Source organism: Bhargavaea cecembensis, from assembly GCF_001619585.1.
Classification (GTDB): Bacteria; Bacillota; Bacilli; order Bacillales_A; family Planococcaceae; genus Bhargavaea; species Bhargavaea cecembensis_A.
The window spans coordinates 1-23,757 of the sequence record NZ_LQNT01000002.1 but is presented as its reverse complement, the minus strand read 5'-3'; the positions used below and the strand labels follow the sequence as shown (position 1 = coordinate 23,757).

23 protein-coding genes are annotated in these 23,757 nt (G+C 48.4%); 6 read left to right on the top strand and 17 right to left on the bottom strand.

Annotated elements, in window-relative coordinates; genetic code table 11:
• Both AV656_RS16270 and AV656_RS03490 read right to left on the bottom strand, forming a co-directional pair.
• The coding region (locus tag AV656_RS16270; RefSeq protein WP_156484790.1) for a hypothetical protein at positions 1-205 on the bottom strand (205 nt) is incomplete at its 3' end.
• Between the two features lie 321 nt (positions 206-526).
• Positions 527-2,845 carry an NlpC/P60 family protein gene (locus AV656_RS03490; protein ID WP_063178981.1) on the bottom strand — a complete coding sequence of 773 codons (2,319 nt, stop codon included), beginning with the start codon at positions 2,843-2,845 and terminating at the stop codon, positions 527-529.
• 672 nt (positions 2,846-3,517) lie between these two features.
• Between AV656_RS03490 and AV656_RS03485 the strand changes: the two genes are divergently transcribed.
• Together AV656_RS03485 and AV656_RS03480 are read left to right on the top strand one after the other, a co-directional pair.
• A complete protein-coding gene (locus tag AV656_RS03485; RefSeq protein ID WP_063178979.1) occupies positions 3,518-4,723 on the top strand; it encodes an MFS transporter in 1,206 nt (401 codons plus the stop codon).
• A 55-nt stretch (positions 4,724-4,778) separates the two neighbouring features.
• Positions 4,779-4,961, top strand: a complete 183-nt coding sequence (locus tag AV656_RS03480) for a hypothetical protein (protein WP_063178978.1) — start codon at positions 4,779-4,781, stop codon at positions 4,959-4,961.
• 226 nt (positions 4,962-5,187) lie between these two features.
• Here AV656_RS03480 and AV656_RS03475 read toward each other — a convergent pair whose 3' ends face one another.
• The 6 genes from AV656_RS03475 to AV656_RS03450 all read right to left on the bottom strand — a co-directional run bounded on the left by AV656_RS03475 (position 5,188) and on the right by AV656_RS03450 (position 12,424).
• The gene (locus tag AV656_RS03475; protein ID WP_063178976.1) at positions 5,188-6,516 is read right to left on the bottom strand and encodes an FAD-containing oxidoreductase; all 1,329 of its coding nucleotides are present in this window, start codon (positions 6,514-6,516) and stop codon (positions 5,188-5,190) included.
• Between the two features lie 214 nt (positions 6,517-6,730).
• Complete coding sequence (locus AV656_RS03470) at positions 6,731-7,891, bottom strand: pyridoxal-phosphate-dependent aminotransferase family protein (RefSeq protein ID WP_063178974.1); 1,161 nt, start codon at positions 7,889-7,891, stop codon at positions 6,731-6,733.
• A gap of 211 nt (positions 7,892-8,102) precedes the next feature.
• Positions 8,103-9,191, bottom strand: coding sequence for a tartrate dehydrogenase (locus AV656_RS03465; RefSeq protein ID WP_063178972.1), 1,089 nt, complete (start codon positions 9,189-9,191; stop codon positions 8,103-8,105).
• 28 nt (positions 9,192-9,219) lie between these two features.
• Complete coding sequence (locus AV656_RS03460) at positions 9,220-10,197, bottom strand: bile acid:sodium symporter family protein (protein WP_063178970.1); 978 nt, start codon at positions 10,195-10,197, stop codon at positions 9,220-9,222.
• 21 nt (positions 10,198-10,218) lie between these two features.
• Positions 10,219-11,661: an aldehyde dehydrogenase family protein gene (locus AV656_RS03455; protein WP_063178968.1), complete on the bottom strand. Its 1,443-nt coding sequence runs from the start codon at positions 11,659-11,661 to the stop codon at positions 10,219-10,221.
• Between the two features lie 13 nt (positions 11,662-11,674).
• Positions 11,675-12,424, bottom strand: a complete 750-nt coding sequence (locus AV656_RS03450; protein WP_082818589.1) for an SDR family NAD(P)-dependent oxidoreductase — start codon at positions 12,422-12,424, stop codon at positions 11,675-11,677.
• A 202-nt stretch (positions 12,425-12,626) separates the two neighbouring features.
• Between AV656_RS03450 and AV656_RS03445 the strand changes: the two genes are divergently transcribed.
• Positions 12,627-13,346 carry a FadR/GntR family transcriptional regulator gene (locus AV656_RS03445; RefSeq protein WP_063178966.1) on the top strand — a complete coding sequence of 240 codons (720 nt, stop codon included), beginning with the start codon at positions 12,627-12,629 and terminating at the stop codon, positions 13,344-13,346.
• A gap of 75 nt (positions 13,347-13,421) precedes the next feature.
• Here the strand turns inward: AV656_RS03445 and groL are convergent, their stop codons facing one another.
• Both groL and groES read right to left on the bottom strand, forming a co-directional pair.
• Positions 13,422-15,053 (bottom strand): chaperonin GroEL, encoded by a 1,632-nt coding sequence (gene groL, locus AV656_RS03440; protein ID WP_063178964.1) that lies wholly within the window; start codon positions 15,051-15,053, stop codon positions 13,422-13,424.
• 58 nt (positions 15,054-15,111) lie between these two features.
• Positions 15,112-15,396: a co-chaperone GroES gene (gene groES / locus AV656_RS03435; RefSeq protein ID WP_008300609.1), complete on the bottom strand. Its 285-nt coding sequence runs from the start codon at positions 15,394-15,396 to the stop codon at positions 15,112-15,114.
• Positions 15,397-15,596: 200 nt separating this feature from the next.
• Between groES and AV656_RS03430 the strand changes: the two genes are divergently transcribed.
• On the top strand, positions 15,597-16,322 hold the full coding sequence (locus AV656_RS03430) for a CPBP family intramembrane glutamic endopeptidase (RefSeq protein WP_063178962.1): 726 nt from the start codon (positions 15,597-15,599) through the stop codon (positions 16,320-16,322).
• A gap of 308 nt (positions 16,323-16,630) precedes the next feature.
• Here AV656_RS03430 and tatC read toward each other — a convergent pair whose 3' ends face one another.
• From tatC to AV656_RS03415, 3 genes are all read right to left on the bottom strand, one after another.
• Positions 16,631-17,434 (bottom strand): twin-arginine translocase subunit TatC, encoded by an 804-nt coding sequence (gene tatC, locus AV656_RS03425; RefSeq protein WP_063178960.1) that lies wholly within the window; start codon positions 17,432-17,434, stop codon positions 16,631-16,633.
• A 26-nt stretch (positions 17,435-17,460) separates the two neighbouring features.
• Entirely contained in the window at positions 17,461-17,652 is a 192-nt protein-coding gene (gene tatA, locus AV656_RS03420) for a twin-arginine translocase TatA/TatE family subunit (RefSeq protein ID WP_008300605.1), read from the bottom strand.
• Between the two features lie 61 nt (positions 17,653-17,713).
• On the bottom strand, positions 17,714-18,370 hold the full coding sequence (locus AV656_RS03415) for a redox-sensing transcriptional repressor Rex (protein WP_063178985.1): 657 nt from the start codon (positions 18,368-18,370) through the stop codon (positions 17,714-17,716).
• Between the two features lie 131 nt (positions 18,371-18,501).
• On the opposite strand from AV656_RS03415, the gene AV656_RS03410 reads away from it, so the two are divergent.
• Positions 18,502-20,439, top strand: a complete 1,938-nt coding sequence (locus tag AV656_RS03410; protein ID WP_063178958.1) for an ABC-F family ATP-binding cassette domain-containing protein — start codon at positions 18,502-18,504, stop codon at positions 20,437-20,439.
• 341 nt (positions 20,440-20,780) lie between these two features.
• Here the strand turns inward: AV656_RS03410 and tsaD are convergent, their stop codons facing one another.
• Genes tsaD through tsaE form a run of 4 tightly spaced genes read right to left on the bottom strand, consistent with a single transcriptional unit; the run spans position 20,781 to position 23,422 of the window.
• Positions 20,781-21,803 (bottom strand): tRNA (adenosine(37)-N6)-threonylcarbamoyltransferase complex transferase subunit TsaD, encoded by a 1,023-nt coding sequence (tsaD, locus tag AV656_RS03405; RefSeq protein WP_063178983.1) that lies wholly within the window; start codon positions 21,801-21,803, stop codon positions 20,781-20,783.
• The gene (rimI, locus tag AV656_RS03400; RefSeq protein ID WP_063178956.1) at positions 21,796-22,269 is read right to left on the bottom strand and encodes a ribosomal protein S18-alanine N-acetyltransferase; all 474 of its coding nucleotides are present in this window, start codon (positions 22,267-22,269) and stop codon (positions 21,796-21,798) included. Before rimI ends, tsaD begins: the two co-directional genes overlap by 8 nt.
• Positions 22,266-22,973, bottom strand: a complete 708-nt coding sequence (gene tsaB / locus AV656_RS03395) for a tRNA (adenosine(37)-N6)-threonylcarbamoyltransferase complex dimerization subunit type 1 TsaB (protein WP_063178954.1) — start codon at positions 22,971-22,973, stop codon at positions 22,266-22,268. Before tsaB ends, rimI begins: the two co-directional genes overlap by 4 nt.
• Positions 22,970-23,422, bottom strand: a complete 453-nt coding sequence (gene tsaE, locus AV656_RS03390) for a tRNA (adenosine(37)-N6)-threonylcarbamoyltransferase complex ATPase subunit type 1 TsaE (RefSeq protein ID WP_063178952.1) — start codon at positions 23,420-23,422, stop codon at positions 22,970-22,972. The genes tsaB and tsaE overlap by 4 nt, the downstream gene beginning before the upstream one ends.
• A 90-nt stretch (positions 23,423-23,512) precedes the next feature.
• Between tsaE and AV656_RS16575 the strand changes: the two genes are divergently transcribed.
• A partial coding sequence (locus AV656_RS16575; protein WP_231877231.1) for a hypothetical protein occupies positions 23,513-23,757 on the top strand: 245 nt, incomplete at its 3' end.

Genomic DNA, 23,757 nt, shown 5'->3' with positions numbered 1-23,757 from the left:
CTTTGTTAGGTGCGTGAACTTCTACTTCGTTGCTTTTTTCTTCAGTTTCACTGCCTGCTGAAACGGCTTCCTCTTCAGATACATTGACTTCCTGCTGAATTTCATCGAGATCCTCCGACTCTGCCGCCGATACAGTCATACTAGCGCTTCCAATCATTGTAGCCGCAACAATAGACGAAATACCTTGTTTTTGCCATTTTTTCATCTTTGAAAACCTCCTATGTATATTATCTTGCAGCTTCATGCTAATCTATTAATGTAACTAGATTGTGAATTTAAGGTTTTAATCCGATTAAAAATCATTACAATCATCGTAATAGTATTACATGCGAAAATATAGAGTAGCAGATCATGATAGACAAGAACGCCCATACATTCAGAAATTCCTCAGCTAAACTGTGGCCGTAAATTCTTATGCCTATTAGCCAGGCCTGTAGTTTCGGGAAAATCGAAAGAAACCGCCACTATCATCCAGTCCGGATGTAGTGGCGGTTCTTTTTAGTGGAAACAACAAATCTATCACCAATCATCTTGCATCAGTTGAAATGGCTCGTCCTTCGATCAATCGATTGATCCAATACGGGTCATCATTGATTGTTAGGGACACGATTTCACCGTCAATCACAGTGATAAAGGTACCATCTCCTGCGTAAATACCTGCCATCTCAGCAACATTTCCATGTTCTGAAGTTGAAAACAACATGAGATCTCCCGGCTGAAGCTCCTCAATATGACGCTGATCTCCAAATTCATGTAATTCTTCCACAGTGGTCGGCAGTTCAATGCCAGCTGCTTCTGCATAGATCTGCTTAATAAACATCGCTGACGTCTCATTAAACGATTCTCCGACATATTGCTCAGCCAGCTGTGCTGCTTCACTATCTTCAGCTTTTATGTCATATGTTCTTGTCCCCATATAACGGGGAGGCCAATAATCGCTTGTAGTCAAGTCAATGACGGTAACACCGTTGGAAGCTGTTACTACCATCATCTGATTGTTGCCGATATAGATTGCCGGAATGATACTTGTGCCTTGGAAAAAGAAAATGTCCCCTGGCTCAGCCTCGTCCCTTGGAATTTCTGTCCCCTCTTGCCATTGCTGTCTTCCATATCGCGGCAGGTCATACCGCCATGCTTGCTTGTATACGTATTGGACAAAACCGCCTGTGTCAAACCCCTCATCAGGAGTTGATCCCCCAAGAGTATACTCGGTTCCCAGCAGTTTATATGCTTCATATACAGCATCGTTATCATATTGAATAGCAAGATCATTAAATCGCTTTGCACCAGTAAAGTGATCCCGCCAGTATTCGCTCATGTAAGAAATCGTCGTCTGGCCTTCTTCCCCTGTTGCATGAACAATATAATCTTCTCCCAAATAAATCGCAGTGTGAGAAATACCTTCCTGCCAAGTTCCTGAGAAATACAGGACATCTCCCGGCTGAAGTTCTTCATCCAGATTAATAGAGTCTATGTCTGTCCCCTCTGGCAGCAAAGTCTCACCAACTTCCCATTGCCGATAACTAATTCGAGGCAAATAGACATCCAGCGCCTCACGAAAAACGGTTTGGACGAAAAATGAACAATCAAAGGCATCCAGGGTGCTGCCTGTCATTAAGTAAGGCGTTCCTATATATTTCATTGCTTCCCTTACCACAGGGCTGTCATGATCCTTATACGTTTCCGGGTCAGATTTTTTCAGTATTTCGTCTGTATAACGAGCTGCCCCTATATAGCGTTCTGCATAGTAGTTATTGTAATCTAAATGCCTTTCCTGTACCCCGGAGGATGTAGCGATCACAAACTGGTCATCTCCTGAATAAATACCTGAGATAATTTCTTGTTCTTCATTTTCAAAAAAGACGAGATCCCCAGGCTGCAATTCATCCCTGCCGATGCTTATACCAGTTTCCATCTGCGGTGATGAGCGTTTGGAGAGCCAGCTCCCTGTCACTTCTTTAAATACATAGTGAACGAAAGAACCTGAGTTAAATCCTTCTTCCGGGTTATCTCCTAATCGATTATACGGAGCCCCTATTAAGTCTCGGGCAAGTTCAACGATTTCATTTCCCGAAGTAGGAGATGTATCTTCGCTGTAACGCTTGGCCCCCTGATAAATACTTGACCAATAGGCACTTGTCACCATATTCCGGTCGGAAATCCCTTCACTCGTGACAATTACAAAACGCCCATTGCTTATGTAAATTCCTGACATCAAATGGGTTCCCTGAAAAAAGACAACATCGCCTGGTTGGAGCTTATCAACATCCTCTCCCTGGATCCATTGTTCGGAAGCTGATCGGGGAAGAGAAATACCTTTGGCCTTCTCGTAAATATATTGTACAAATTCGGAAGTGATCCACCCTTTTTGATTTTCTCCTAATTCCTCCAGGGCTAATGCAGCAGCAGGATCATCAATATTCTCTTCTGAGATTCGGGCAGCTCCAGCGTAGACACCCGACCAATACTCACTTGTTTCCATATTTCGTTCAGAAATCCCGTCACTGGTCACAATCACGAAACGTCCATCGTTAATATAGATCCCCGACATTAAACTGCTTCCCTGAAAAAAGACGACATCCCCTGGCTGTAACTCACTGCGCTCTACTTCCTTACCAATCTGCTGTTGATCTATAGCATATCTCGGCAAGGAAATTGCCTTTGATTCCTCATAAACATACTGTACAAATTCAGAAGTGATAAAGCCTTGGTCATTATTACTACCAACCATATCCAATGCAAGTTCAGCCGCCGGATCACTCAAATCCTCGGATTTAGCAAAGCCAGGGACCAATACAAAAATTAACACTATATTTAAGAAAAATAGCAAACCAACACGCTGCATCCGTATCTCCTCCATTCTTAATGTAGATGGGGTTCTTCACATGCCAGGAGAGCTGAACAAGCATTTGCCTTCTCCACAAAGGTCAGTGCCTTTTACTGGACGAATGTAAACCGGTACCTGTCAGCAAAACGAAAAAATCAAAAAGAATACCTTCTTAATTTGTTTATTCCCTCCTATTTCCTGTATAAAAACTTAAAAATTAAAAACACTACTTTCCGACTTCCATCACTCAAAACTAATATTTAATTATCAAGTATGACTACCGTTCACGAAGATTCTTATGATAGCAATAACTCTGCAGAATATACAAGGGTTTTTTAAGTTTATGAAATCACCCAATTAAAGATTTAAGAAATGACACAGAAAGAGGCTAACCAGTTTTCCCTGGTTAGCCTCTTTTGTCCTTTTTATAATGATGAACGGTATTTGGCTTATCTCAATTGAAGTTTATTGAAATCAGTGAAGCTCTCAAATGAACACCATACTCCAAATACCCTTTCAGACAGGTTAACATGTAGACCCACCCCTCTTTGTTATCCAACATTACGCTTATGATATCTTCATCATTTTCATTAAAACCTTCTTCAGTGATTTCAATGGTGCTTTCAGAATGACCCAGTAAAGAATGGGAAGACTAGAGGATGAAATAGCCTCGAAAGGCGGTCGTCTTTATTGGGTAAAAAAGCAAAACTTTGGACAAACCAATATGTCATCATTATTTTATTGTCGTTGGTCATGTTCGCTTCTTTTTACATGATTACAGCGGGTTTCCCGATTTTCGTATCAACCATTAGCAAGAACCCGGCGATTGCGGGAATTATGACGACCACGTTAATGACAGCATCCTTGATTACGCGGTTCTTCGCAAGTGTCATTATCCAAAAAGTGAATATGAAGTTGCTGCTCATTATTTCAATCGTTTATTTCTTGGGAACGATTGCGCTTACTTTTGTGAACGACTCCATCGGATTTTTGATTTTCATTCGTGCGCTGCAGGGTATTGGATTTAGTATGCTGACGATTTTAGTTTTTACGATATCCAGTAATATCGTTCCAAGATCCCGGTTAGGTGAAGGTATCGTTTTCTTTGCCATGTCGACAAGCGTTGGGACGACACTTGGGCCGCTCATCGCGATTGCTTATCTTGCCAACTATTCATTCCAGTCAATGATGATGTTAACGCTCGGTCTTATGTCTTTTTCGTTACTGTGTAGCTTCTTTACGAAAAATAATAAGGTTCAACAGGATAAGGAAAGTGCTAAGGCGACAACGAATGAACCGTTCTATAAGTACATGTATGATAAACGAGTCCTTCTTCCCTGTATTTTGGTTGCGTTGAATTATGTAGCCATTGCAGGAACCGTCAATTTTATTGGGGCGTTTGGGAAGGAAATTAATGTTGGCGGTAGTATTTCTCAGTTTTTTATTGCACAAGGGATTACGATGTTGATCGTCCGTGCGTTCTCAGGTAAAATCTTCGATCGATTCGGGCACCGAATCCTCATTATTCCTGCTGCTATTTCGGGGGCTGCCAGTTTGGTTCTTTTAGGCTTCTCTACTGGTATGTTGATGGTTTGGGTTTCGGGGGTTTTATTCGGAATCGCTTATGCGATCATCCATCCTACACTCCAAGCGTGGGCGCTACAACTTGTTCCAGAGGAGAAAAAAGCGACCGCTAATTCAATGCTGCTGATCTTTATCGATGGTGGTTTAGCGATTGGTTCCGTCGGACTTGGGTTGTTAGCGAAGAGTGTTGGGTACGGTATGACCTTTGCGTATTCTGCAGTTACGATGATTATCATTTTGGTGTTGTATTTAATGGGCAGTAAGAAAACGGTCGCAATGGCAGCAAATAAGGAAAAGGTTCCTAACCGTTGAACGGATAGATCTTGTCATTCCACATATCCTACCTTTGCTTAGGAGGTGATATGTCATGACGAATCAACAAAATCGCAATAGTGTTGCGGAGGACGTCAAAAAAACCGCTGGCTCCGCATTCGAAACAGCTCACAATGCTTTAGAAACAACCGAAAATATCGCAATGAAAACGGTTGATGCCACTAAAAATGCTGCAAAGAAAGTAACCCAAAACATGGGAAACAATCAAGGTAAATAATGATCAAGAAAAACGCCATCTTTCTTGGCGTTTTTCTTTTGGACTTAGTTAAGACGGTTCTCCAAGGATTCGATTGACAGCTTCAGTGCCGTTTAGCGCCGCTCATTGGTTGTTTTTTGAGGACTACATTCTTTTGCTTTTGCGACCTGTTTTTCGATCGAGGGAAGGAGACTTTGTAGAACTTCTTTGGATGTCAGAATGGAGTCTTCTTCGTAGAATAAACCCCTTAGTTGACATCGAATAGGACATTGAACGATTCGCTCATGACCGGGTGATTGTAAACCTGGTCACGCAGGAAGGTATAAGGAACGTCCAGGTCCATCGCCATTTTCACCAAATTGATCAATTCGTGAGAGTCAGAACCGAAAAGACTGGCTCCTAATACAAGATTGGTTTTTTTATCGACGACGACCTTGAACAGTCCACGCAAATCATTGATGACATGGGCACGCGGATGTGAACTGACCGGCAATTTTCCTTCCAGGATTTCATAGCCTTGATCAATCGCTTGCTTTGCGGTCAGTCCGACTCGTGAGAACGGCGGATCGATAAAGACCGAGTAAGGGACATTGGCACGTGTTTGCAGAGAATGTTTGCCGTCGCCGAATAGGCTGTCCATGACGATACGGGAGTCATCAAGCGAAATATAAGTGAATTGCATGCCGCCTTTGACATCACCCAGCGCCCAGACATTTTCCGCTGTGGTCTGCAGGTGGTGATTCACTTGGATTGCATTATTTTCGGTTAATTCAATCGTTGTGTTTTCAAGGCCAAGGCCCTCCACATTCGGTGTCCGTCCAGTCGCAAGCAAAACCGCTTGAGCTGTGATTTTCTCGCCATCCGACAAGGTGACAATCACATCTTCTTGGTCTACTTCTGTTAGTTCCTCGGCGTGATTTCCAAATATGAATCGGATCCCTTTTGCCTCCATCTCTTTTTGCACTTCAGCCGCAATTTCCGAGTCCTCTTGAGGAAGCAGCTCGTCATCCGGTGAAATGATGGTGACTTCAGAACCGAAACTATTATACATCGAAGCATATTCAAGGCCGATATAGCCTGCGCCGACAACCACCAATTTTCCAGGCAGCTTCTGCTGCTCAATCAATGTCGTACTGGTATATACTTTATCCGATTCAATATCGCCTTTGATTGGTGGGATATTGGGGGTTGCGCCGGTATTGATAAAGATATGTTCGGCAGTCAGCACTTCCTGCCGGCCATCAATCGTGATTTCCACTTCTTTATCAGAACGGAATTTTGCAGCTGAATGATATATGGTGACCTGTTCGTGATCTGCCAGTGTTTTATAATTTTTCGCCCGCAATTTCTCGACCACTTCATTTTTTCGTTCAATCGCTTTTGTGTAAGGAACTCCGTGCAGCCCGTCGTGAACGAGCACTTTTGTCGGGATGCAGGCGATATTGATGCAAGTCCCGCCGTACATATCCCGATCTTTCTCAACAAGCGCGACTTTCCACTCTTTGGCCGCAAGCTTGCCTGCCAAGGTTTTTCCCGCTTTCCCAAAACCGATAATGACAGCATCATATGTCAGCATCTGCATTCACCTTTCCAATTCTCATGTTAAATTACCTTAATTAATTGTTTTCCCTGACAGGTTTTATTTAAACGGAGTTGATTTTCGTTATAAATTGATCACTCGGCTGGAACCCGGACTTTTATAAGAGAACAAAAAGAGACCTCCTGTAAGTTCAAAGAACTTACAAAAGGTCTCCCCAAAAGCTAAATTGGAAATGGAAATACGCTACCGCTTATTGCTTCTTTACCGAAGATAAGTAAACCTCTTGTGCTGCTTTCACTCCAGCCCCAGGTTCAAATGGATAGGAAAAGTCTTGTAATCCCGCTTCCATTAGAGATACTGCTTCGAGGATATCACTTGGGAAACAATACCCCATATGCCCAAATCTAAAGATTTTCCCCTGAAGAGGACCAAGACCTCCGGCAAAATCGAGGTGATACTTCTTCTTTAAATGACCAAGATAGTTGCCGAGATCAAGACCCTCAGGCGTTCGGATTGCCGTAATGGTCGGTGATGCATATTCATCAGTTGTCAACAAGTCGATTGACAGTGCGTTCATCGATTTTCTAACCATATTTTTCATCACTTTATGTCGCTCGACTGTTTTTGAAAATCCGCCCTCTTCCTCAATTAAATCGCACACAGCTGAAAGCCCCATAATAAGAGAGACTGCAGGAGTATTTGGGGTCATCCCTTTTTCATTCCACTCCCGATAACTTAGAAGACTTAAATAATAAGCCGAAGAATCATTTGACTCGATCACTTTCCAAGCTTTTTCACTTACTGCCAAAAGAGCAAGTCCTGGCGGAAGCATCATCGCTTTTTGTGAACCTGTCACTAAAATATCAATGCCCCATTCGTCCATCTTAGCAGGAGCTCCTCCGATTGCGCTTACACCATCGACGATAAAGATAGCGTCAGAATGCTCGCGAACTGCTTCTCCTAATTGCCCGACTGGGTTTAGGACCCCTGTAGACGTTTCATTGTACGTAACAAAGACTGCCTTAATATTGGATAACGTCTTCAAGAAGTCACCCAACTCTTCTTTCGTACAGGCTTCCCCCCACTCTTTTTGAAGCTTATGTACGTTTAGGCCATACTTTTCACAAATCGAAACGAAGTAATCTCCAAAAGCTCCAACCGTGACGACAACCACTTCATCACCTGGAGAAGTAATATTGACCACAGCGGCTTCCAATGCTGCTGTCCCGCCAGAAGGTAGAAGCAAAATATCTTGCTTTGTTCCGAAAACAGGCTTCACGCGTTCGGTCGTTTCCCGGTAAAGCTCCACAAATTCCGCTGAACGGTGGCTAATCATGTCTTGTGCCATTGCCAATTCCACTTTTTTAGGTATTGGAGTGGGTCCCGGATGTCTGAGTATGTTTGGATACATGTTTTTCTCCCCTTTTTAGAAAAGCTTCACTTTTCACTTCTTTAACCCTAGCATAATCTTAAACTAAAAAGTAAAAATCAGATGGATTGTGACTTTTCAAGTTCAAATGAATGAAAAAGCGGCCCGCCAGCAAATGAAAATTACCATGCCAATCCCTCCACCAAAAAAGCTTCCCACAAGTTTATTAAACTGATGGAAAGCCTTTATCGTTTTATTGAACCGTTTTTTTAGCCAGCTCTTTGATTTTCGAAACAATCGCGTCTCCCATGCTTTCGGTTCCCGCGTTTCCTCCTAAGTCAGGTGTCCGTACTTCGCCTTCGGCTACAACTTCTTCGATTCCTTCCAGAATCAGTTTGCCAAGCTCCGGATAGCCTAAGTGATCCATCATCAGACTGACACTCCAAATCTGGGCGATTGGATTTGCAATGCCTTTTCCTGCAATATCCGGAGCTGACCCGTGAATGGCCTCAAACATCGATGGATAGTTTTTCTCCGGGTTGATGTTTCCTGACGGGGCCAGTCCCAAGCCACCTACCATGGCCGCACCCAAATCGGTCAAAATATCACCAAATAGGTTGCTGCCTACCACTACATCGAACGTTTCTGGCTTTAGGATAAAATAAGCAGCTAACGCATCAATATGATAAAGTTCCGTATCAATTTGCGGATAATTCGCTCCTACTTCTTTTACAATCTCGTCCCAAAACGTCATCGTATGATTGATGGCATTGGATTTCGTCGCAACAGTGAGCCGTTGCTTCGACCGTTGCTCTGCCAGCTGATAAGCATAATGAAGAATCCGCTCACTGCCAAACCGTGTAATGACATTATTCTGTACAGCCATTTCATGAGGGGTATTGCTATGCATCCGCCCGCCCATGCTCGAATACTCGCCTTCTGTATTTTCACGGACCACAATAAAGTCCAGGTCCTCATGTTCTTTATAACGCAAATGACTTTCCAACCCACGAAGCAGTTTGACCGGGCGCAGGTTGACGTATTGCTGGAACTCCCGCCTGATTGGCAAGATCAGTTCCCATACAGAGATATGATCCGGAACAGAAGGATCTCCAACCGCTCCGAATAAAATGACGTCATAGTCTTTCAGAATCTCCAGGCCATTTTCGGGCATCATTCTCCCATGCTTCAAATAGTACGCGCAGTTCCAATCGAACGTATCATATGTAAATCGAATTCCCCCATGGATTTCTTCAACAGTTTTCAGCACTTTCAATGATTCTCGGATAACTTCCGGTCCTATTCCATCTCCAGGAATAACCGCAACAGAATAAGTCTTCATTTATTTACCCCCTGCTTGCGTTTTGTTATTAACTTTTTGAGTCGATCAGCTGTTCTGCAGTGGCTTGTTCCTGATCGTTTTCAGGGTTTTTCTTTCCCCATCTGGAGGCAAGAACAGTTCCGGTGATCAGCTGCCACGCTGATGCAAATGCACTCGGCAGTGCCACCAAGGGTGTAAAGTGTGCGGAAGCTAAAGCAACGCCAAGCCCAGAGTTTTGCATCCCTGTCTCAATAGACACTGCACGCTGATCCTGAATAGGCAATTTAAATAACTTCGCTGCATAATAGCCCAGGAACAAGCCGAAGCCATTGTGAAGCAGTACAGAAACAAAGACCAATATTCCTGCAGTGGCAATGTTGTCCCTATTTCCGGCCACTACTCCCATCACAATAATCGTAATCGCCACGATTGATATTAACGGCAATAACGATACACCTTTTTCGGTTACACGCGGCAAGTATCTGTTTACCAATAGCCCAAGCAAAATCGGAATGATGATCACTTGAATGATCGACATAAACATCGACACCGGATCAATCGGCATCCATTCACCGGCAAAAATAAGCAGAAGCAACGGGGTCATGACAGGTGCCAGCAAGGTGGAGACACTTGTCATCGTGATCGAAAGCGGCACATTCCCTTTTGCGAGGAAGACCATGACATTCGATGCAGTTCCACCGGGAACACTTCCCAATAAAACCAAGCCTGCGGCTATTTCTGCCGGCAGATTTAATAGGTAAGCAATCAGGAATGCGGTGGTCGGCATAATGATAAACTGCGCTCCCAATCCAATTAAAACCGGAATTGGCTTAGTGAGGACAAGTTTAAAATCAGCTGCCTTAAGAGTTAGTCCCATCCCAAACATTACGACGCCAAGCAAAATCGTGACGTATGCCCCGAACCCTACAAAAAATTCAGGCAGCATAAAAGCAACTATCGAAAAAACAATAATGATCAATGCAAAGTATTTTCCGGCCCAACTGCTGATTCTACTTAATGTCTCCATTCCGATCCTCCGTTGCAGAGCTTATAACTGGATTTTGGTTGCGATATTTTTGATTTGAACATAATTCTGGACTGCCAGATGACTTTTCTCTCTGCCGATTCCGCTCTTCTTATAACCGCCAAATGGCATCTGCACGCCTCCTGCAGCTCCATAACTATTGATGAACACTTGCCCGCTCTCAATCCGCGAAGCCACATAATTCGCGACATCAATATCCTTGCTCCAGACGCCGGCGACTAACCCATACTCTGTTGCATTTGCCAGTTGAATGGCTTCTTGGATCGTTTCGAAGCGGACCACGCTCAGGACCGGGCCAAAGATTTCTTCCTGAACGAAGAAAGCATCGTGATCAGCTGCCTCTACAATGGTCGGCTGGATGTAGTAGCCATTTTCGTACCCTTCTACCTGCACCGATTCCCCGCCAATGAGGACATTCGCTTCTTCCTTTACTTTTTGCAGGATCGAAGAGATTCGCTCATATTGCTTTTTATTAATAATCGGGCCAACGTCTGCCCCGCTTTCAGGCGGTCCTACTGTCAGTTTCCTAAATGAATCCTGAAGCAATTCCAGTAATTCATCAGCAATGGACTCCTCTACTAATAACCGGGATCCTGCGGAACAAGTCTGTCCGGCATTTTGAACAATGGAATTTACGATCGCCGGGACTGCCCGCTTCAGGTCAGCGTCCTTAAATACGACGTTCGGCGACTTTCCGCCAAGCTCCAAAGTAACCGGAACGACATTTTCTGCCGCTGACTTCATCACAGAGATTCCTGTCGGTACTGAACCGGTAAACGTAATCTGATTGACCCCAGGGTGGGAACTTAGTGCGGCACCAATCTCATGACCGTATCCTGTCACATGCTGGAATACACCTCTAGGCAGTTTATCTTGGAACCACTCCGCCAAAAAGTGGGTCGTGAGCGGCGTATCTTCCGAACTCTTTACGATGACCACATTTCCGGTCGCAATAGCTGCCGCCACACTCCGGGAAGTAATCTGTATCGGATAATTCCATGGAACAATGTGCAAGGTTACGCCGATCGGTTCGATCACAGTCATATTAAGGAGATCTTCCTCAATCGGGATCGTATCGCCAAACACCTTGTCCGCCATGCCTCCATAAAATTCAAAGTAGCGTGCCGCGGCTTCTATATCAGCTTCAGCCTGTTTGACTGGCTTTCCTGTATCTTCGGATTCCAGTGCTGCTAATTCTTGTGCATGCTGCCTGATATGCCTAGCTGTTTCTGTAAGCAATTGTCCGCGCTCGTAAGGCTTGAATGCTTTCCAGTCCGGGCTGGCCAATGCTTTTTTTGCAGCGGTTACTGCCAGATCAGCATGTGACTTGTTCCCTCTCACGATTTGTGCGGATACTTCCCCTGCTGCCGGATTGATAATATCAATCCATTCATCTGTCTCATTACCTGTCCATTCTCCATTGATTAACATCCGGATTTTCTTCATTTTTTTCTCCCCTTTAAATACTTCTTCCGCCGTCCACATGAATAACGGAACCTGTAATCATTTGGGCACCATCACTTAACAAATGGATGACAGTAGGCGCGATATCACTTGGCTCGATCAATCTGCCGAGTGGTACACTCTTAGCAAAAACATCTTTATTCATTTCGATTTTCTCGTTTTCCTGTGCCGAGAATTTGCCCAACATGGACGTATCCGCCGGACCAGGGTGGATGACATTCGCCCTTATATTAAATGGAGCGGTTTCAAGAGCGAGCGCTTTAGTGAATGCTTCCACCGCTCCCTTAGACGCTACATAACTTTGCAGTCCAGGGCGCGGCCTTGTAACGGAAACTGACCCTATATTTACAATCGAACCTTGATTCTTATCCTTCATGTACCTGACAGCCTCTCTGCTCGTCAGAAAGACAGCTGTGGCATTAATATCCATCAACTTATGCCACTCAGAGACATCGACATTTGTAATCGATTTTGCTGCCTGGGCAATGCCGGCGATATTTACCAGCCCATCTAAACGGTCAAATTCTTCATAGATCTCTTTAAATACATTGACGATACTGGTTTCATCCAATAGATCGATGTATTTCGTTCGGAGATTTTTGTCTTCTATTGAAGACAAAGCTTCGGTGTTGATATCCAAGCCCACAACAGTGGCACCATTTTTGAGCAAGTCTTTAACAACCTGCTGTCCCATTCCCCCGCCTGCTCCGGTTACTGCAATCACTTTTGAGGTAAGTTGACTCAAATGAATACCCTCCCATAATAAAAAGAACAAAGATTTTGATAATAAAAAACACAAAAACGGTAGTACATCATACATAGTATGTATTAAGCTGAATAGTAACATCTTGCTAAAACTTTGTAAATATAAAATTATTCCACTTGTCAAAACTAAATGGGGATATCATCTATAATTGAATGGAACTACTTAATTGGAGGACTTCCTGATGCAATTTGAGAAATTAAGATCTTCAAGCAAAAAATCTGCCGAGATTGTTTCCATGATTAAAGATAAACTGTTGGACGGAACTTTAAAGAACGGAGATAAATTGCCTACGGAAACAGAATTGGTTGAACAATTAGGGGTCAGCAGAACACCGGTACGTGAAGCGATTAAAGTTTTGGAATCAATTGGGGTGATTCAGATCAAGCGCGGTGAGGGCATGTATATCACCAACAATCCTTCTCACTTTTCTTTGAATCCACTGATCTTCAGTTTAATCATGCATAGCAATCGAACAGAAAAACTAATTGAGTTCCGGCAGCATTTTGAGATCCTGTTGATCAATATGATTCGTACGAACGGATCACCCGAAAAAATTAAAAAGATTGAAGAGGTCTACCAGAGTCAGGTTCAGCGCATGAAGCCAAATCTAAGCTCTGAGGAGCTTGCCGATATTGACTTGGAATTCCATTATGCCGTACTTGAAGCAACGGATAACGATTTCGTCATGGAAATTGGAAAAACCATCTACGAGTTATATAAGCCAAAAATGATTCAATCAAAACAAGCCGATACGATTGAATGGACACTTCATACACATCGGGCTTACCTTGACCTCCTCCATCAAAAAGACGCAGTGGTCAATGAAGAACAGATCAACAAAATGATTTTCAATAACCAAACGTGGCTGGAAGAAAGAAATAGAATAGAAGGAAGTGATTGACCCCTATACAATGAAAAAAAGCCTCTCACCAGTTCAGTGAACTGATGAGAGACTTCTTTGATTCTGAGGGCTAAATTACATCATGCCGCCCATGCCGCCCATGTCAGGCATGCCGCCGCCTGCTGCTGCAGGTTCCGGGATGTCTGCCACGACTGCTTCCGTTGTGAGGAAGAGGGCTGCGACGGATGCAGCGTTCTGGAGTGCGGAACGCGTTACCTTCGTCGGGTCAACGATGCCTGCTTCAGTCATGTTGACCCATGTGCCATCTGCTGCGTTGAAGCCGATGCCGACTTCTTCGCGCTTCAGGCGGTCAACAACGATGGAGCCTTCGAGGCCTGCGTTCGTTGCAATCTGGCGTACCGGCTCTTCAAGCGCGCGGAGCACGATCTTGACGCCTGTTGCCACGTCGCCTTCAACGCCTTCCTGGAGCTCGCCCACTTTGTTGTAGACGTTGACGAGTGCCGTACCGCCGCCGGAGACGATGCCTTCCTCGACCGCTGCGCGTGTCGCGTTCAGGGCGTCTTCGATGCGGAGCTTGCGCTCTTTCAGCTCGGTTTCGGTAGCTGCGCCAACTTTGATGACGGCTACGCCGCCTGCGAGTTTTGCAAGGCGCTCCTGGAGTTTTTCCTTGTCGAACTCGGAAGTCGTTTCTTCAAGCTGGGAACGGATCTGGTTGACGCGGGCTTCGATGTTCGAAGCTTCTCCTGCGCCTTCAACGATTGTCGTGTTGTCTTTTGTGACAACGACTTTCGCCGCGCGGCCGAGCTGAGTTACGTCAGCCGACTTCAGGTCGAGTCCGAGGTCTTCCGTGATCACCTGGCCGCCAGTGAGGATCGCGATGTCTTCGAGCATTGCCTTGCGGCGGTCGCCGAAGCCAGGCGCCTTGACTGCGACTGCGTTGAATGTGCCGCGGAGCTTGTTGACGACGAGTGTCGCAAGCGCTTCGCCTTCCACGTCTTCCGAGATGATAAGGAGCGGTTTGCCCTGCTGGACAACCTGCTCGAGCACAGGCAGGATTTCCTGGATGTTCGAGATCTTCTTGTCCGTGATCAGGATGTACGGGTTCTCAAGAACCGCTTCCATCTTGTCGGAGTCGGAGATCATGTAAGGGGACGCGTAACCGCGGTCAAACTGCATCCCTTCGACAACGTCGAGTTCAGTCGTGAAGCCTTTGGATTCTTCGATCGTGATGACGCCGTCGTTGCCGACACGCTCCATCGCTTCAGCGATCAGTTCGCCGACTTCATCGTCACCGGAAGAGATCGCTGCAACTTGTGCAATCGATTCCTTGCCTTCGATTTCTGTGGAGATGTTCTTGAGTTCCACGACAGCTGTCTCAACTGCTTTTTCGATCCCTTTGCGGATGCCGACAGGGTTTGCGCCAGCCGTAACGTTCTTGAGTCCTTCACGGATCATCGCCTGAGCGAGGACCGTAGCCGTAGTCGTACCGTCACCTGCGATGTCGTTCGTCTTCGAAGCAACTTCGGAGACGAGCTTCGCGCCCATGTTTTCATATGGATCTTCGAGTTCGATCTCTTTTGCAATCGTCACGCCGTCGTTTGTGATCAGCGGCGAGCCGAATTTCTTTTCGAGTACCACGTTGCGGCCTTTAGGCCCGAGTGTAACTTTAACTGCGTCAGCCAGTTTGTCGACGCCTTTGAGCATCAGGCTGCGTGCATCTTCGTTGAATTTGATTTCCTTTGCCATCAGATAAGTCCCTCCTGAAATCGTTCTTGTTTATTTAAGAGTTTCATCCAAGCCCGGCTTAGCCGAGGATGGCCAGTACGTCGTTTTCACGGAGAATGAGGTATTCTTCCCCGCCGTATTTCACTTCAGTGCCGGCATATTTTGAGAAGATGATCGTGTCGCCTTCTTTTACTTCGAGCTCGACTTTCGTGCCGTTGTCGAGGTAACGGCCGGTGCCGACTGCGATGACCTTGCCTTCTTGAGGCTTTTCTTTCGCGGAGTCAGGAAGTACGATTCCGCTCGAAGTCGTTTCTTCAGCTTCGATCAATTCGATGATGATTCGATCGCCCAGTGGTTTCAACACGTGAAACACCCTCCTCAATCTGATGTCGTTATTTGTCGTTTATTAGCACTCGGTGTTGGGGAGTGCTAACACAGTTATTATCATAATGAATCCCCTTCCATTTTGCAAGCGTAAAGTCTAAAAGTTTCCGCTTTGAACTTTCCCTTCATACCCTCTACAATCGAGAGAGAAGGCTCAGGCTTCAGGAAAGGAATCTTCATGTGAAAAAATCAAACACTTCCCTTTGGATTTTCATCATCTACATCATTGCACAGCTGTCCGGAGTGATCGGGCTTCCGATCCTGATTCCGTTCGTTTCCGACGGCCGGACACGTCAGGAGGCGTACCTTGCAGCTTCAGGCTGGTGGATGTTCATCGCTTTTGGCATCACCACCATTGCGGCACTGATCCTCTCTAATAAGGACAAGCATTATTTCAAGACTCCAAAAGGCAAGCGCTCCCCTCTATGGGTGGCGATTGTGCTCGGGATTGCCGGATTCTTCATGGTGCTGTTCGGCCAGGGCGCCGCAGGGATGATCGAGCAGGCGCTCGGTATCGAGCCCGGCTCCGACAACACGGCTGCCCTCGTATCCGTCGCCGACATGGCACCGGTCGCCATCGTTGCGGTCGTGCTTTTCGCTCCGATCCTGGAAGAGTTCATTTTCCGCCGGATCATTTTCGGCGGACTCGTCGACCGTACGAACTTCTTTGTCGCGGCGGCGGTCAGCTCGCTCGTGTTTGCGGCGGTGCATATGGATTTCACCCATCTCCTGCTTTATGCCGCATCCGGCTTTATCTTCGCCTTCCTCTATCATGTGACGAAGAGGCTGATCACGTCGATCATCGCGCACATGCTGCTGAACGGTTTTGTGATGGTCATTCAATTGAACCTCGACAAAATTCAGGAGTTCATCGACCAGATGGAACGCATCGCGAATATCCAGTAATAACGAAAAGCCGCAATCCCGATTTGGGAATGCGGCTTTTACGCGCCGGAACCCGAAAAGTGGAGTATGGGAGGTATTTTCGTAGTATGAAACACGGTTTCGGAATAAGAATAGCCATAGTATGGGATAGAATATCGGAGTATGGCGTGCCAATTCGGAGTATGAGGCACCGTTTCGTATTAAGAATTGAGATTTCGGAGTATGAATCCTAGTTTTGGATTATGGGACTCCACTTCGTACTATGTGGGCCCTCCCGCCTGCCGACTATTCGGGTTGCTCCTTACACACAAACAAAAACGCCCCATGCGTCATTCCGCATTGAGGCGTTCTTGCTGTTCCCGGAGGATGCGTTCCCGCTCCGCTTCTCTTTCTTCCTCCTGGCGCTTTTCCTCGGCTTTCAGATACTTCTTGTAGCCGACGCGCGAGATGCTGACGCTGATCTCGTACAGGATAATGAGGGGCACTGTCGTGAACAGGTGCGAGAACAGATCCGGCGGCGTAATAAAGGCCGCGATCACAAAGAGCACAAAGTAACTGTACTTCCGGAACTTCACGAGGACTTCCGGGTTCAGGATGCCGAGCCGCGACAAAAACAGCAGCACGACCGGCAACTGGAAGACAATCCCAAACGGAACCGTGATCTGGAATAGGAAATTAAAGTATTCGTTGATCCCGATCGTCTGCTGGATCTCCAGCGTATCCGACAAACTCGTCATAAACGAAATGACATACGGGAACAGGATGAAATACGAGAAGCTGATGCCTGCAAGGAACAGCAGGAAAGAATATGGGATGTAGCTGAGTGTCACCCGCCGCTCCGTCTCGGACAGCCCGGGCGCGATAAACGCCCAGAGCTGGTACAGGATGACCGGGGACACAAGAACGAACCCGACGAACATGATGACTTTCAGATAAATAATCATCGGATCGGCCACATTGAAGGCGTTCAGCGTGAACTGCTCCGCCTCATCGCTGTTCTGCAGGAACTGAATGACCGGAGGCGCAAGGAAGAACCCTGCCGCCACCGCAAAAACGAAGAAAACGACGATGATCATCAGCCGTTTTCTCAATTCTTCTATATGCTCAATAATCGAAAGTTGCTTTTCATTCATAACGATAACGTCCTATCGGGGCGCCATCACTTGGCGTCTTTCTGGTCGGCAGCTTTCTTCGTGCTGTCTTCGTCGTCGTCCACAAGGCCTTTGGTGGCGTTCTTGAATTCACGGAGCGAAGAACCGATTGCTTTGCCGAATTCAGGAAGCTTTTTCGGCCCGAAGATGATGAGTGCGACGATAGCGATGATGATCAGACTCAATGGACCTGGTGACATGACGGCACCTCCCTTGTTAATAGTTTAATTCTACACCAAATATACGGGAAACTCCATTTAATCAAATGGACGTTTGTGAATTCTTTTCGTCATTCCGGATGGCATAGACCAGCGCCTGCATCTCGACGGACAAGTCGATCGAGTGGACACGGACCCCTTCCGGAACGTTCAGCCGGACCGGGGCGAAGTTTAGGATTCCCTTGACCCCAAGCGCTGCCAGACGGTCCGTCATGTCCTGCGCGGCGCGTGCCGGTACAGTGAGGACGGCCATCTGGACACCGAAGTCCGGCAACTTCTCCTCCAGCAGCTCCGGCCGGAAGATCGGAATGCCGTTCGACATCGTCCCTTCCTCGGCCGCATTGGGATCAAACGCCACAACAATCCGGGTGTTGTGGTTTTTCTCGAAATTATATTTCAGAAACGCGTCGCCCAGGCTCCCGACGCCGACAAGTGCTAGATTGACTGCTTCGTCCTGGTCAAGCGTCTTCCGGAAGAATTCCAGCAGACGGCGGACATCATAGCCGTAGCCCTTCTTCCCGAGCGCGCCGAAATAAGAGAAATCCCTCCGGATTGTGGCGGAGTCGATTTTCATCGTCTCGCTCAGTTCCTGGGAGGATACGCGCTCCTTCCCTTCGTTGGCAAGCTTCTGGATAAAACGGTAGTAAAGCGGCAGACGCTTTGAGGTCGCCTGCGGGACCCGTTGAGATTCTTCTTTCATGATAGCCTCCATCAAAACCGTCCGTTCGTGAGCCGTTTCCATCTTACATGAGCCCGCCATTCCTGTAAAGTCGCGCCGTTGCGCGGTCCGCCCCCTATCCAGTAAACTGTAGAAGAATAGGGGTGTAGATTATGATCGTCCTTCAAGTGAACAACGTGACAAAATCATTTGCCGGGGAGGAAATCCTCTCCGGCGTTAAATTGGAAGTGCAGCACCGCGACCGTGTGGCCCTCGTTGGCCGAAACGGTGCCGGCAAATCGACGCTCCTCAAGATCATCACCGGCCAGATGGGCCGCGATGAGGGAGACATCATCATCCCGAAAGACGTGCGGATCGGCTACCTTGACCAGCACAGCGGGCTTGATTCGGAACGCACGATATGGGAAGAGATGATGACGGTGTTCGAGCCGCTTTTCGCAATGGAGAGAGAGCTGCGGGCACTTGAGCAGAAAATGGCCGATCCGGCCGTCTACGATGACGAAGCAGAATACAAGAAAGTGATGGACGCCTACGACTCGCTGCAGCACCGGTTCGGCGAGGCGGGCGGCTACCAGTATGAATCCGAGACCCGCTCCGTCCTGCACGGCATGCGATTTTATCCCGAAGACTACGGCAAAGAAATCCGGACACTGTCAGGCGGACAGCGCACGCGGCTCGCGCTTGCGCGTCTACTGCTGTCGAAGCCTGGCCTCCTAATCCTCGATGAGCCGACGAACCACCTGGACATCGAAACACTCAGCTGGCTCGAGAAGTATCTGCAAGGCTATGAAGGGGCGATTCTCATCGTCTCCCATGACCGCTACTTCCTCGACCAGGTCGTGACGATCGTTTATGAAGTTTCCCGCCGCAAAGTGACCAAGTACACCGGCAATTACAGCGCCTACCTGGACCAGAAAGCGAAAAACTATGAACGAGACCGGAAGCTGTACGAAAAGCAGATGGATGAAAAAGCGAAGCTTGAGGTGTTCATCCAGAAAAACATCGCCAGGGCCTCCACGACGAAAATGGCGCAGAGCCGCAGGAAAGTGCTTGAAAAAACCGACTGGATGGAAGCGCCGGAGGGCAATGAAAAATCCGCGGCGTTCACGTTCGGCATCGGCAGGAAAAGCGGCAATGACGTCATGGCCGTCCGGGACCTTGCGATCGGCTACAGGGACGACTCCGTTTCGCGCCAGCTTGATTTCCGCGTCTACCGGGAAGACCGCATCGCATTTATCGGACCGAACGGTGTCGGCAAATCGACACTCCTGAAGACGCTGACCGGCCGGCTCCCCAAGCTTGCCGGCTCGATTGACCTTGGCACAAATGTCGAGTTCGGCTTCTACGACCAGGAGCAGGCGGAACTCACAGGGAACGGCACCGTCCTCGAAGAAATCTGGAACGACTGGCCGACCATGAATGAAAAAGATATTCGCACGCTGCTCGGCAGATTCCTTTTTACCGGTGACGATGTGACGAAGCCTGTCAGCACGTTGTCGGGCGGCGAGAAAGCGCGCCTTGCACTGGCCAAGCTGGTACTTGAGAAATCGAATACGCTTGTACTCGACGAGCCGACAAACCATCTGGACCTCGACAGCAAGGAAGTTCTCGAAAATGCATTGCTCGACTATCCCGGAACACTCCTGTTCGTCTCCCACGACCGGTATTTCATCAACCGGATCGCGACAAAGGTGATCGAACTGTCTCCTGAAGGCGCGGAGGAATTCCTCGGCGACTATGATTACTATGTAGAGAAAAAGCGGGAGCAGGAAGAACTGCTGGCAGAGATGGCGGCAGAGCAGCAGGCGGGCCGTCCTGCCGCTCCGGTGAAAAAGGCAAACGCACCTCTCGACAAGGAGGCACAGCGCGAAGAGCGCCGCCTCCGCCGTGCGCTCGCCGAAGCCGAGGAGGAAATGGCGGCACTCGAATCGGATATGACGCGTCTCGAAGGAGAGCTGAACCTCCCGGATTATGCAGATGACCATATGAAGCTTCAGGAAATCCAGGAACAGCTCGACGAGAAATCCGTCCTGCACGAAGCATGCATGGAACGCTGGCTCGAGCTCCAGACGGAACTGGATGACGAATAAAACCCGACATGTCGGATTGGATGACGAAACTGCCGCTGATTACTCTGGTGGCAGTTTATTATTTTCAACAAATCTCTTAGCATTTCCACAGATTTATAAACAGGAGAAATCCCCGTATTACGGGATATTCACAAAGTTATCCACGTTGTCCACAGCTTTATTCAGAGTTTTACACACCGTGTTGTGAAAACAGGCGGATAACTTCATGTAAAATCCACTTCTTATCCACAACTTATCAACAAATGTGCATAAGTACAGATGTTCCCCCTTGACAGAACACGTCGCATACTGTCGAAAAAAGGAGAGTCCGGCCTGGCCGGACTCTCCTTCTTTTTCATCATTTATTTCGTCGACCAGGACTGCAGTTCCATCCCCGGCCGGCCGTTTAATGCCATGTCGCTCCGGATACCTGCCTCGTACATGGAGGTGCCGGCTGCTGCGATCATTGCGGCATTGTCGGTGCACAGATTGAGCGGGGGCACGGAGAAGCGGATTCCTTCCTTCTCCAGTGCCTCACCCAATGCAGCGCGAAGTCCTTTATTGGCCGATACCCCGCCCGCCGCAATGACCTGCCGCACGCCCTTTTCCTTTGCCGCGCGGATTGTTTTTTCAACGACGACATCGATTACGCTTTCCTGGAAGCCCGCAGCCACACTCGCAGTGTCAACCTCCTGCCCCTTCTGTTGGGCATTATGGACGTGGTTGATCACCGCCGACTTGAGTCCGCTGAAGCTGAAGTCGAACGAACCTTCTTCAAGCCTTGCCCGGGGGAAGTCGACGGCATTCTCCGCTTCATGTGCCAGCCGGTCAATGTGCGGTCCGCCGGGGTAAGGCAGGCCGAGCACCCGTGCGACCTTGTCGTATGCCTCACCGGCCGCGTCATCCCGTGTCTCGCCGATCAGCTCAAAACGGCCGTCATGCTCCATATAAACCAGTTCCGTATGCCCTCCGGAGATGATCAGCGCGACCAGCGGGAACTCCATCCCGCCGTCCAGCCGGTTGGCATAAACATGGCCTCCGATATGATGGACACCGATGAGCGGCAGCCCGTGCGCAAACGCGAACGCCTTTGCGGCATTGACACCGATCAGAAGCGCTCCGACCAGTCCCGGGCCTTCCGTTACCGCAACTGCATCCAGGTCTTCAGGCCGGAGCCCTGCCTGGTCCATCGCCTCTTCAATGACGAGCGTAATCTGCTCGACATGGAGACGGGATGCCACTTCCGGCACGACCCCGCCAAATCTTTTCTGGCTCTCGATTTGAGAAGCAACGACATTCGACAGGATCTCGCGGCCGTTTTTCACGACTGATGCCGCCGTCTCATCGCAGCTCGTCTCGATTCCGAGGATATGGATGTCATTCATCTTCATTCAGCTCCGTCCACATGACAAGGGCATCCTCGCCGTTGTCCGTATAATACCCGCGGCGGATTCCGCCGTCTTTGAACCCCAGTTTGCGGTAGAGCCCGAGTGCCGGCCAATTGGATACACGGGCCTCGAGCGTCATGGTGCGGGCCCCTTTCCTTGCTGTCCGGCTCATCACTTCCCGCATGAGGGCCTCGCCGATCCCGTGTCCGCGGTAAGAGGAAAGCACGGCTATATTCGTGATATGGCACTCATCCAAAATGAGCCAAGCACCGCAATACCCGATAATTTCATCCCCGTCCAAAGCAAGCAGGTAGTACGAATATTCGTTCTTCAGTATTTCCTGTTCAAACGCTTCCATTGTCCAGGGTGTGCTGAACGAATCCGTCTCGACCCGGTAAACCGCCGGCACATCCGCGATCTGCATCGGGCGGAATGTGATCACCGATGTGGCTCTCTCCTTCATTGACCCCGTGCCTCCCCGCTGGCTTTCCGCCAGTTGGCCTCAGCCTCGGTGATCCGGCGGTATTCAGGCACAAACGAATGGACGGCCTCTGGCTCGGTCCGCTGTGCTTCTGTAATGAGAAGGGAAGCCCTCGGGATATCCTGGGTAAAGTGTGCGCGCCGGCCAAGCTCACCAAGCGCCCCGCGCAAAATCTCTTCATTCTTCCTGGCCCCTTCACCAACGAACACAACCGGATTGCCTTCTTTCTTTAATCGGTCAAGAAGATCCGACAGGGCCATATGCCGGTCTTCCATCAGACATTCCAGCGTGTCGCCTTCTCCCCTGCGATAAAGTCCGGCATACACATTGCCCCTCCTGGCATCGATCAGAGGGCTGATTGTAACGCCGTAGGTGAAGACGTTCGAGGCGAGCACACGCAGACTCGAGACACCCACAAGAGGCTTGTCCAGCGTCCATGCGAGCGTCTTGGCAATCGTTACCCCAATTCTGACCCCTGTATAAGACCCCGGACCTTCCGAAACCGCGATTGCATCTATGTCTGCCGGCCGGATGCCGGCCCGCTTAAACAGTTGCTCCACGGCAGGCATGGCACCCGCCGAATGGTTCAGCCCCATGGCCGAGTTAAGTTCTACAAGCAGCTCCCCGTCCCTGACAAGGGCCACCGACAGCGGCGCATTTGCCGTATCCAATCCGAGCCAGATCATCGCATAAGCTCCTTCATCATCGATTCATAGCGGCTGCCGGACGGCGTGAACGAAAACCGGCGGCCATTCTCATCCAGACGGCGGATTTCGATTGCCAGCCGCTCTTCCGGCAGTTCTTCTTCTATATATTGTGCCCACTCCACTACGCTCACTGCATCACCGTAAAAGAGTTCATCCCAGCCGAGGTCCTCTTCACTGTCCGCAAGACGATAGACATCCAGATGGTTCAGCGGCAGCCGTCCCTCATACTGCTTCAGTATGGTGAACGTCGGGCTGCTGACTGTCCGGCTGATGCCAAGCCCCTTTGCCAGCGCCTGGGTAAATGTCGTCTTCCCCGCCCCGAGGTCACCCTCCAGCGTAATTACCTCTCCGCCCTCAAGCAGAGAAGCAAGCTTTTCGGCCAGCCTGGCGGTCTCTGCCTGTGACTGGACATCGATTGTTTGGTTCATGCTTTGGTCACTCCATCTTCTGTAGCCTTTGCTTTCCCAAGTTTAAAGGATAAAGCCGTTAAATTGTAGTGATTTGCAAAACAAGGACGAATGACGGCAAGAGGAACAGGCCGGTGCTCTTCTGAAAATGATGAATCACCTTTCGAAAGTGACGAATCACCTCTTGAAAGTGACGAATCATGCTCTGAAAGTGAAGAACCAGGCTCTGAAAGTGAAGAACCAGGCCTCGAAAGTGACGATCAGCCGAATCGCACCAACCATTTTCCTGCCACGCCCTATGTAGACCCTCTCTATTTTAAAGACAATAAAAAAACCGCCTCCATAAGGAGACGGCT